This window comes from Hyalangium sp. (genome assembly GCF_035629615.1).
In the GTDB taxonomy this organism is placed as follows: Bacteria; Myxococcota; Myxococcia; order Myxococcales; family Myxococcaceae; genus Hyalangium.
Window position 1 is genome coordinate 1 of record NZ_DASPHO010000240.1, and the last position, 9,194, is coordinate 9,194.

Sequence of the window (9,194 nt, forward strand, 5' to 3'; positions counted from 1 at the left end):
CGCGAAGGGATGACATGAAGGAACTCCTGAATCCGGTCGAGCAGGGCTCGACGCTTGGGAAGGCTCTAGAGCCGCGGATTTCAGGCGTTCAGCTTCATGGGTGTTTCGGAGACCTCGGGCAGGGTGGAGACGGGAAAGATATAGGCGCGTCCCGTCCCGCTTGCAACCCCCGGTCCCCGAGGGCGATTCCCTCCGCTCTACATGCTCTGGGGAATCGCCGAGGGCTGCAGCTGGCGGGACAGCCGCCACGCTCCCACGGAGGCGAACAGCGCCGCGAGCATGCCCAGCACCAGTGCGAGCACGATGTTGTGCAGCGCCTCCTGCAGCCCATAGGCCATGAACCTGGGATCCGCGCCGGCTGGTAGGCCGCCGAACTTGCTCAGGCAGGTCATGAGCCCGGTAATGAAGCCGAGCCCTCCGGCGATCAGCGTAAACACGCCCAGTGACAGCATCAGCGGCACGTATCGTCGCTCGGGACTGCGAGCGTACAAGATGCTGGCCACCAGCAGTCCCAGCCCGGCCAGCAGCGTGGGATACATGCCCCAACCACCCGCGACGAAGAAGTCCGACATTGTTGACCCTCCCAACTGCGGTATTCAGCGGCTCAGACACCGCCGCGCGGATTCGGTTCCCTCCCTGCCGTGTTGACCTGCGTGGCCTGAGGTAACCCGTGGGGGGCCTCCGTCGTAGTGGGAAGGGAACTCATCCTTGAGCCCCGCTTCGCCTGCTCCCGAGAGGACTGCCCGATGCACCCGCGCTCTCTGTTCCCGACCGTCCTGCTCCTGCTTGCCGCTGCATGCGGGCCCTCCTCCTCGGTGGACGAGGGCCTGGGGGTTGTCCAGGAGCTCGACACCTCCGAGGAGGGCATCACCGCCTTCGTGCGCGACGGGCGGTACAAGGAGTGGCTCGCCGAGCCCTCCGTTCACGAGACGCGAGCTCCTCACGGCAGCAAGGTGCGGGTCTTCTTCAACGACACCGTCACTCAGTCGCTGCGCGCTGGCAATGCCACCCACCCAGTGGGCAGCATCCTCGTGAAGGAGCTGTTCAAGGATGATGGGAAGACGCTTCGGGGCTATGCCCTGGACGTCAAGATCGCCGAGGGCACCGGCAAGGACACCTGGATCTTCTACGAGGGGTTCGGGCCGGACTACTCCAACAACTACTACGGGCGCGGCCACGCCACCTGCCACGGCTGCCACGAAGCCGGTAAGGACTACGTCACCTCGCCGCTGCCCTGAGCAGCCCAGGCACAAACCTGTCTGACAACCAGACAGCTTGGGCAAGAGCGCGCCGGCAGGGTGGCCTCAACTCCGGGCAGCCTCTCAGACGGCACGTGATCCCAGCCGGACCAATCGGCCCGGCCGCTCGTGCGAGATGATGCCGTCGCGCTGCACGGCGCGGCCAGCGACGAACGTCGCCAGATAGCCCTCGGCGGTCTGCACGAAGCGCTTGCCTCCAGCGGGCAGGTCGCGTCGCAGTTCGGGGCCACGGAGCCCGAGTCGCGACGGATCCATCACGTTGAGATCCGCTCGCATCCCGGGAGCAATGACGCCACGGTCGGTGAGCCCCAGATAGTGCGCGTTGCGTGAGGACAGCATCTCCACCAACCGCTCCAGAGGCAGGCGCTCACGCTCACGGTCTCGTGACCACCAGGTCAGCAGGAAGGTCGAGAAGCTCGCATCGCACACCGTGCCCACGTGCGCGCCAGCATCCGAGAGCCCTGCAAGCGTGCGCGGATGCTCGAGCATCCGGTGCACCACGTCGAGCGAGCCCTCGTTGTAGTTGAAGATCGGGAAGTAGATCAGGTTCGAGCCGTCACCCTCACAGAGATAGTCGTACAGCGCTGCGACCGCCGGCTGCCCGCTCCGTTTCGCGCGCACCAGGAACGAGTCGGCCAGGGTCGGCTCGTAGTTCGGCCTCGCGCCGAGCGGGAACATGCGCGCGCTGATCAGCTCGATCCGCTGCAGCAGGATGTCCACGAGTGGCGGGATCGGCGTGCCATCACCGGCCAGCCGATCGGGCTTCTCTGCAAGGATGCGTGCCCTCCGGGTGGGATCGCGCAGGGCCGCGGCGCGCTCGCCCAGCGGCAACGAGGCGATCTCCTTGTAGCCGGGGAAGCCGATGAAGGGATGGAAGCTCGCATCCAGCCCGAGCAGCACCCCGATACCGCGCGCGGCAACCTGCAGGTACAGCGGCAGTCCCCGTGAGACCGCCGCCTCGACGCGGGCCTGGATGGCTTCGTACTGCTCGCCGCCCGGGTCGCGCTGCAGCCAGGTCATCGACAGCGGTCGGCTGGCGGCACGGGCGAGCTGCTCGACCAGATCGAACTCGGCGTGGAACCGGCCCGGGTCACGCAGCAGGTCGAAGTCGCTCACGACCTGCACCACGCCGTGCGAGAGCCCCTGGAAGGCCTGCGCGAGGCCCGCGAGCTCGGCGGCACTCGCCTCCGAGGCGGGGGTCTCCCGGCCCTCCGCCGTACGGTGGTTGTCGGTGCGGCCAGTGGTGAAGCCCGCAGCACCCGCCTGGAGTGCCTCGCGCAGCAGGTGGCGCATCGCAGCGATGTCCTCGGGGGTCGCGGCCTGATTCGCCTCGGCGCGCTCGCCCATGACGTAGATGCGCAGAGGATCGTGAGGAACCTGCACGAGGAAGTCCAGGCTGTGTGGGTTCGCCGCGAGCGTGTCCATGTACTGCGGGAAGCTCTCCCAGCCCCAGCGGATGCCCTCGGCGAGTGCGGCTCCCGGAATGTCCTCGACGCCTTCCATCAGGCTGATCAGGCGGGCCTGCCCGCCCGGTCGCACCGGCGCGAAGCCGACGCCGCAGTTGCCCATCATCAGCGTCGTCACGCCATGGTGGATGCTCGGCGAGAAGGTCTCATCCCAGCTGGCCTGGCCGTCGTAGTGGGTGTGGATGTCGATGAAGCCAGGGGTCACCCAGGCCCCAGGGATCTGCATGCGCTCGCGCGAGGCCTCCGTGATGCGACCCACCTCGACAATCCGGCCATCCCGAATGCCCACATCCGCGGTGCGCGGTGCTGCACCGGCGCCGTCGATGACGGTGCCTCCCTCAAGCAGCAGATCGAGCATCCTTCCTCCTCCACAAGGTCGCCAGCGTGAGGCCGGACACAATGTGCCAGATCCCCCACAGGCTGGCGACGATCACCATGCCCAGATCGGAGTTGAACTGCACGGCGATGATGCCGAGCGCCAGCCCCGCGTTCTGCATGCCGCCCTCGAGCATGACGGCGCGGCGGTCGCGCTCGGGCACCCCCATGGCCACCGAGGACAGCCAGCCGCATGCGAGGCCGCCCGCGTTGTGCAGCACCACCAGCACGAACTGCGGGAGGATCTGCGCGGTCAGGAGGTGGCTCTGGCGGAACAGCCCCATCACGATGAAGACGAACAGCGCGAGCAGGCTGAAGTTCGCCAGTGGCTTCTGGAGCTTCGCGGTGGCACCGGGCAGCTTGTGGTTGAACAGCAGGCCCAGCAACATCGGCACCGCCAGGATGAGCACCAGGCTGATCCAGATGTCCGACGGATCGACCTCCAGGCCGCGCAGCCATGACGAGGTCGCCGGATTGGAGGCGATCATCCAGCCAAAGTGGAAGGGGGTGAGGACCAGCGCGAGCAGGCTGGCCACGGCCGAGATGCTGACCGACAGCGCGGTGTTGCCGCCGCCGTAGTGGGTAATGATGTTGCTGAGGCTGCCGCCCGGGCAGGACGCCACGAGGATCATCGCCGCCTCGATGGGAGCAGGCAGCTCGAGCAGGAGCGTGGCGCCCCAGGTGCCCACCGGCAGCAGGACGAACTGAGGAATCAACCCGCACACCACGCTGCCCGGCATCTGCGTGACGCGCCGGAAGTCCTCCACGCGCAGCTCCAGCGCCACCGAGAACACCATCACGGCCAGCACGAGGCTCAGGACGATCTGCTGCGCGTTCATGCCTGGCAGCTTAGCGCGATGCCCCGGTCGGAGAAGCCGCCTGGCGGCGCCGGGCCAGCGCCGCATCCAAGGACAGGCCCCCCGCGCCGTGGAAGAGGAAGAAGCACGCGGCGGCCAGCATCATCAACGGTGGGAAGTTCGCCGGATAGGGCAGGCCACGGTGGGCAATGATGAGCGCGGCGATGAAGTTGATGATCATCACCGCGCCGGCCCAACGGACGGCGGCGCCGACGATGAAGAGGAGCCCGGAGAAGAACTGGGCGTAGACGGAGATGATCGCGGCGGCGAGCGGGTAGGGCACGCTGCGCTCCGCCAGGAAGCGCTCGAACTCCAGCATCCGCTCCCAGCTGAAGACGTTGTCCTGGGTGCCGTACACCAGGTGGAAGCCCACGATGAGCCGGATGAAGAGCGTGGCGTCCTCACGGTGCCGGTCGAGGAAGTCAGAGCCTGGAAACCTCATGCCCACAGGATAGAGTGCCGCGGCCTCTAGGATTCCAAAGAATTAGAGGTTTTCTGAATCGGAGGAGCATCATGGAAGTGAGGCGTTTCGCTACCGCGGCGCTGTTGCTCTGGGGTGCTACCCCCGTGCTGGCGCAGGCGCAGCCGATCCTGGCCATCACGCAGCCGGTTGCGGATCGCGAGCAGTGGATCACCCTTGGCGAGGACACCCTGGTGCCGGTGCTGGCGGCGCTGCGCGGCGCAGGCTGGCAGCAGGACGGCCAGGTATCGGTGAAGAACGGCGTGGCGGCGCTCGAGGTGCGCGAGTCGCACCTGCCGGTCATCGCCAAGGTGATGCATGACAAGTACAACCGGTGCGCCGGCTTCATCTCCCATGACTCGCAGCAGGAGGCGCAGACGGCGCTGGACACGGCGAGCACCCCGGTCCCCGTCAAGTCCCTGGTCACCTACACCATCGACAACGGGGCGACGGTGAGCTCGCTGTTCAGCGAGATGCAGGAGATCAACGTCCGCAACACCATCTCCACGATGGCGGCCTACAACAACCGGTACTACACGGCGCAGACGGGCACGGACGCGGCCAACTGGCTGAAGTCGCACTGGCAGAGCCTGGCCACGGGGCGCCCGGATGTGAGCGTCACCACGTTCGCGCACTCGGGTTACAACCAGCCCTCCGTCATCCTCACCATCACCGGCACCAGCCTGCCCAACGAGGTGGTGGTGCTGGGCGGGCACCTGGACTCGATCAACGGCGGCAGCCCCTCCACGGGCCGGGCACCGGGCGCGGATGACGACGCCTCGGGCATCGCCTCGCTCACGGAGGCGATCCGGGCGGCGATGGTCAAGGGCTACCGGCCGGCACGCACGGTGAAGTTCATGGGCTACGCGGCCGAGGAGGTGGGCCTGAGGGGCTCCAGGGACATTGCCGTCTGGCACAAGAACAACCTGGTCAACGTGGTGGGCGTGCTGCAGCTGGACATGACGAACTACCGCGGCTCGAGCGTGGACATCGGCCTGCTGACGGACAACGTCAACGCAGCGCAGAACGCGTTCCTCACCAACGTCATCGACACGTACGCGATCGGCACGTGGGCCAACACGTCGTGCGGCTACGGGTGCTCGGACCACGTGTCGTGGACGAACAACGGCTTCGCCTCCTCGCTGCCCTTCGAGGCGCTCATGGGAGATGACAACCCGACCATCCACACGACGAGCGACACGCTGACGCAGAGCGCGGGCACGGCGACGCACGCCCTGAAGTTCTCGAAGATCGCCGCGGGCTTCATGGCGGAGCTGGCCAAGGGCTCGGTGAGCGGAGGCTCGAGCGACACCACGCCGCCCATGGCAGCCATCACCGCGCCAGCGGCGGGCTCGACCGTGACAGGGGCAGCGACCATCGCGGTGAGCGCCTCGGACGACGTGGCGGTGAGCCGGGTGGAGTTCTTCGTGGACGGGGCACTGAAGGGCTCGGACACGACGTCGCCGTACAGCTACGCCTGGGCCACGACGACGTCTGCGAATGGCAGCCGGGTGCTGGTGGCCAAGGCGTACGATGCGGCAGGCAACGTGGGCACCAGCGCGAGCGTGACGGTCACGGTCAACAACGTGAGCACTACGGCGGTGTATGACGCGACGCTGAGGGCGCCCAAGTGCGCCAGCGTGAACAGCGTGTGTGACTCGGGCCCCTCGTTGCTCAATGGCCGCGCGAACCTGGGCCCCGAGGTCAACAAGCCGAACACCCTCGGTGGCACGTGCGCGGATGGCACCTCGGGCGTGTACCACTCGGACGAGTCCAATGACCGGATCCGCGTGTTGACAACGGATGGCACGGCGTTTCGGACGGGCAAGACGGTGCGCATCGAGGCCACGGTGTGGGCGTACTCCAGCTACACCTCGGACAAGCTGGACCTGTACTACGCGGCGAACGCGAACAGCCCGAGCTGGGTGTTCCTCGGCACGCTGACGCCGACGAAGTCGGGGACGCAGACGCTGTCGGCGACGTACACGCTGCCGGCGGGTGCGCTGCAGGCGGTGCGCGCGAACTTCCGCTACGGGGGCAGCGCGGGCACGTGCGCTTCGGGCTCGTACACGGACCACGACGATCTGATCTTCGCCGTGTCGCCGTAGAGCCGGCCGGTGTGGTTCATCGGCCTGCTCGACTTCACCTCCGCTGTCCCCCAGGGCCGGGCCTCCCAGAGGGAGCTTGGGGCCCACCCCTGGGAGCACGGTCCTGAGATCGGCGGTTACTCGTCCTGCGGGAGCTGCGGCGTGCCGCGGCGCACGGGCACCGGCTGCTGCGGCTGCCCCAGGTTGCGCGCGATGGCCTGTGCGCTCAGGGCCGCAGCGGAAGGCCGCGTCTTGCCGGACTCGGACGTCGCGTCCCCGTCCTTGGAGAACAGCTCCTTGACCATGCCCATGCTGCCCAGCACCGCGGTGGCCTCGTAGGGCACGAACACCTTGTTGCTGCCCTTGCCCAGCTCCTGCAGCGTCTCCAGGTACTTCAGCGCCAGGATCTCCGGCGTCGCCCGGCCCTCGTGCACTGCCTCGAACACCAGGCGCGTGGCCGTCGCCTTCGCCTCCGCGTCCAGCACCACCGCCTGCTTGTGCCCCTCGGCGCGCGCCACCTCCGCGTCGCGCTCCGCCTCGGCGCGCAGGATCCGCGAGATCTTCTCGCCCTCCGCCTGGAGGATCGCCGCGCTCTTGTCGCCCTCGGCCTTCGTCACCTCGGCGCGCCGCTCGCGCTCGGCCGTCATCTGCTTGGCCATGGCATCCTTGATGGCCTGGGGCGGCTCGATCTCGCGCAGTTCCACGCGCGTCACCTTCACGCCCCACTTCTCCGTGGCCTCGTCCAGCACCATGCGCAGCTTGGTGTTCACCGTCTCGCGGCTGGTCAGCGTCTGGTCCAGCGTCAGCCCGCCCATGACGTTGCGCAGGTTCGTCATCGTCAGCTGCTCGATGGCCAGCGCCAGGTTCTCCACCGCGTAGAGCGCCTTGGCCGGATCGACGACCTGGTAGTAGATGACCGAGCCCACCTCCATGTTCACGTTGTCATGGGTGATGACCTGCACGGTCTCGAAGCCCATGACCTGCTCGCGCAGATCCACCAGATTGCTGCGGGTGGCGCGGTTGCCGGTGCGCATCTCGAAGGGGCGCGGGCTGTCCAGGAACGGGATCAGGATGTTCAGGCCGCTGTGCGCCAAGTGGTGGAACCGGCCCAGCCGCTCGACCACCATCACCTTGGCCTGCGGGACGATACGGATGCCGGTGACCAGGGCAAAGCCCGCCACCAGCGCCGCGACGATGAACAGCACCGTCATGAATGTCATTTACTCTCTCTCCTTCTTCCGCTGTGCGGAGACCTCGAGCGACGCGGAGGGGCGTCGCACCCATAGCTTCAGTCCTTCGACCTGCTCGACGGTGACGCGCTCGCCCTCGGCCACCGGGCCCGCCAGCGAGCGCGCTATCCACAGCTCGCCGTTGATCCGCACAGTACCTCCGTGCGGGTCCGCCAGCGCCTCGGTCACCACCGCCTCCTGCCCCACCATGGCCTCCACCCCCATCTTCAGGGGGCTGGCCGAGCGCATGAATGCTCGCTTGAAGATCGTCCGGGACGCGGAGAACAGGGCCACCGAAACCAGTGTGAAGAGGACGAGCTGGGTGTTGATGCCCAGGCCCAGCCCCGCCGCGAGCGCCGAGACCAGCGCGCCCACCGCGAACCACAGCGTCACGAACCCAGAGAGCTTCATCTCCAGGCCGCCGAACACCAGCGCCGCGACGATCCACAGCTGCCAATCGGTGGGAGTCAGATCCATGTCGGGCTCCTCTTTGGCAGTGGGCTCGGCTTCCTGTCAAACCGGCGGGCCCACTGGCGCTCCTTAGATATGCGCCCGCTCGATCCCTGTCTCGCAAACCGGACAAGCAATCGGACACGGGGGCAGATCTTCACGAGATTCGACGGTTTTCACGCTTTCCAGGCTGCGCTCTGAACGTGCGTCCAGTATCTTGGAGATCGTGTACGCCGAGCTGGTCTGCCGATCCAACTTCACGTTCCTCCGCGGGGCCTCGCACCCGGAGGAGCTCGTGGCCACGGCCGCGCGGCTGGGGATGCAGGCGCTGGCGCTGACGGATGCGGACGGGCTGTATGGGATCGTCAAGGCGCACCTGGCCGCCAAGGAGCACGGCCTCAAGCTGATCCTCGGCACCGAGCTCACGCTGATGGACGGCCCACCGGTGATCATCTACGCCATGGACGCCACCGGGTACGCCAACATGTGCCGGCTGGTGTCGGCCAGCCGCATGTCGCACCCCAAGGGCGAGGCAGGGCTGCCGTGGCGCTCGGTGGCCGAGCGCTCCGAGGGGTTGATGGCGCTGCTGCCGAACCCGGCCCCCGCCGAGCAGGTGGCGCCGCTGGCCGAGGCCTTCCCCGGGCGCTTCCACGTGGGGCTGTGCCGCACGCTGTCCGCGGGGGACAAGGCCCGCGAGGCCCAGGCCGAGGCCCTGGCGCACTCGCTCGGGGTGCCCCTGTGCGCGCACAACGACGTGCACACGCACCACCGGCGCCGCCAGCCGCTCCAGGACGTGCTCACGTGCATCCGCCACAAGACGACGGTGGACAAGGCCGGCACCCGGCTGCTGCCCAACGCCGAGCGCACCCTCAAGTCCCCCGCGGAGATGGAGCGGCTGTTCCGGGATCGCCCCGAGGTGCTGGAGCGCTCGGTGGAGCTCGCCAGTCGCTGCCACGCCACGCTGGATGACCTGCGCTACCACTTCTCCGAGGAGGATCTGCCGCCTGGGCG

At 67.8% G+C, this 9,194-nt stretch carries 9 protein-coding genes; 3 read left to right on the forward strand and 6 right to left on the reverse strand.

The genetic code is table 11. The features are described from left to right. Positions 1 to 197 precede the first annotated feature (197 nt). A complete protein-coding gene (locus VD972_RS12035; RefSeq protein WP_324985571.1) occupies positions 198 to 572 on the reverse strand; it encodes a hypothetical protein in 375 nt (124 codons plus the stop codon). Positions 573 to 746: 174 nt separating this feature from the next. Here VD972_RS12035 and VD972_RS12040 point away from each other — a divergent pair, with 174 nt between their 5' ends. Then, positions 747 to 1,238, forward strand: a complete 492-nt coding sequence (locus tag VD972_RS12040) for a hypothetical protein (protein ID WP_324985572.1) — start codon at positions 747 to 749, stop codon at positions 1,236 to 1,238. An 84-nt stretch (positions 1,239 to 1,322) separates the two neighbouring features. On the opposite strand, the gene VD972_RS12045 is transcribed toward VD972_RS12040, so the two are convergent. The 3 genes from VD972_RS12045 to VD972_RS12055 are packed head-to-tail and all read right to left on the reverse strand — an operon-like array spanning position 1,323 to position 4,399. Continuing rightward, the gene (locus VD972_RS12045) at positions 1,323 to 3,083 is read right to left on the reverse strand and encodes an N-acyl-D-amino-acid deacylase family protein (protein WP_324985575.1); all 1,761 of its coding nucleotides are present in this window, start codon (positions 3,081 to 3,083) and stop codon (positions 1,323 to 1,325) included. Then, positions 3,064 to 3,939 (reverse strand): bile acid:sodium symporter family protein, encoded by an 876-nt coding sequence (locus tag VD972_RS12050; RefSeq protein ID WP_324985578.1) that lies wholly within the window; start codon positions 3,937 to 3,939, stop codon positions 3,064 to 3,066. Before VD972_RS12050 ends, VD972_RS12045 begins: the two co-directional genes overlap by 20 nt. Before the next feature lie 10 nt (positions 3,940 to 3,949). Beyond that, positions 3,950 to 4,399 carry a DoxX family protein gene (locus VD972_RS12055; RefSeq protein ID WP_324985581.1) on the reverse strand — a complete coding sequence of 150 codons (450 nt, stop codon included), beginning with the start codon at positions 4,397 to 4,399 and terminating at the stop codon, positions 3,950 to 3,952. Positions 4,400 to 4,470: 71 nt separating this feature from the next. On the opposite strand from VD972_RS12055, the gene VD972_RS12060 reads away from it, so the two are divergent. Next, the gene (locus VD972_RS12060) at positions 4,471 to 6,525 is read left to right on the forward strand and encodes a M20/M25/M40 family metallo-hydrolase (protein WP_324985584.1); all 2,055 of its coding nucleotides are present in this window, start codon (positions 4,471 to 4,473) and stop codon (positions 6,523 to 6,525) included. Between the two features lie 116 nt (positions 6,526 to 6,641). Here VD972_RS12060 and VD972_RS12065 read toward each other — a convergent pair whose 3' ends face one another. Both VD972_RS12065 and VD972_RS12070 read right to left on the reverse strand, forming a co-directional pair. After that, entirely contained in the window at positions 6,642 to 7,724 is a 1,083-nt protein-coding gene (locus VD972_RS12065; protein WP_324985587.1) for an SPFH domain-containing protein, read from the reverse strand. Further along, on the reverse strand, positions 7,725 to 8,210 hold the full coding sequence (locus VD972_RS12070; RefSeq protein WP_324985591.1) for an NfeD family protein: 486 nt from the start codon (positions 8,208 to 8,210) through the stop codon (positions 7,725 to 7,727). A 196-nt stretch (positions 8,211 to 8,406) separates the two neighbouring features. Between VD972_RS12070 and VD972_RS12075 the strand changes: the two genes are divergently transcribed. After that, the coding region (locus VD972_RS12075; protein WP_324985594.1) for a PHP domain-containing protein at positions 8,407 to 9,194 on the forward strand (788 nt) is incomplete at its 3' end.

Coding starts and splice junctions, on each gene's coding strand:
- VD972_RS12070 (WP_324985591.1), bottom strand. CDS start 8,210: ATGGATCTGACTCCCACCGATTGGCAGCTGTGGATCGTCGCGGCGCTG.
- VD972_RS12040 (WP_324985572.1), top strand. CDS start 747: ATGCACCCGCGCTCTCTGTTCCCGACCGTCCTGCTCCTGCTTGCCGCT.
- VD972_RS12055 (WP_324985581.1), bottom strand. CDS start 4,399: ATGAGGTTTCCAGGCTCTGACTTCCTCGACCGGCACCGTGAGGACGCC.
- VD972_RS12045 (WP_324985575.1), bottom strand. CDS start 3,083: ATGCTCGATCTGCTGCTTGAGGGAGGCACCGTCATCGACGGCGCCGGT.
- VD972_RS12050 (WP_324985578.1), bottom strand. CDS start 3,939: ATGAACGCGCAGCAGATCGTCCTGAGCCTCGTGCTGGCCGTGATGGTG.
- VD972_RS12035 (WP_324985571.1), bottom strand. CDS start 572: ATGTCGGACTTCTTCGTCGCGGGTGGTTGGGGCATGTATCCCACGCTG.
- VD972_RS12060 (WP_324985584.1), top strand. CDS start 4,471: ATGGAAGTGAGGCGTTTCGCTACCGCGGCGCTGTTGCTCTGGGGTGCT.
- VD972_RS12065 (WP_324985587.1), bottom strand. CDS start 7,724: ATGACATTCATGACGGTGCTGTTCATCGTCGCGGCGCTGGTGGCGGGC.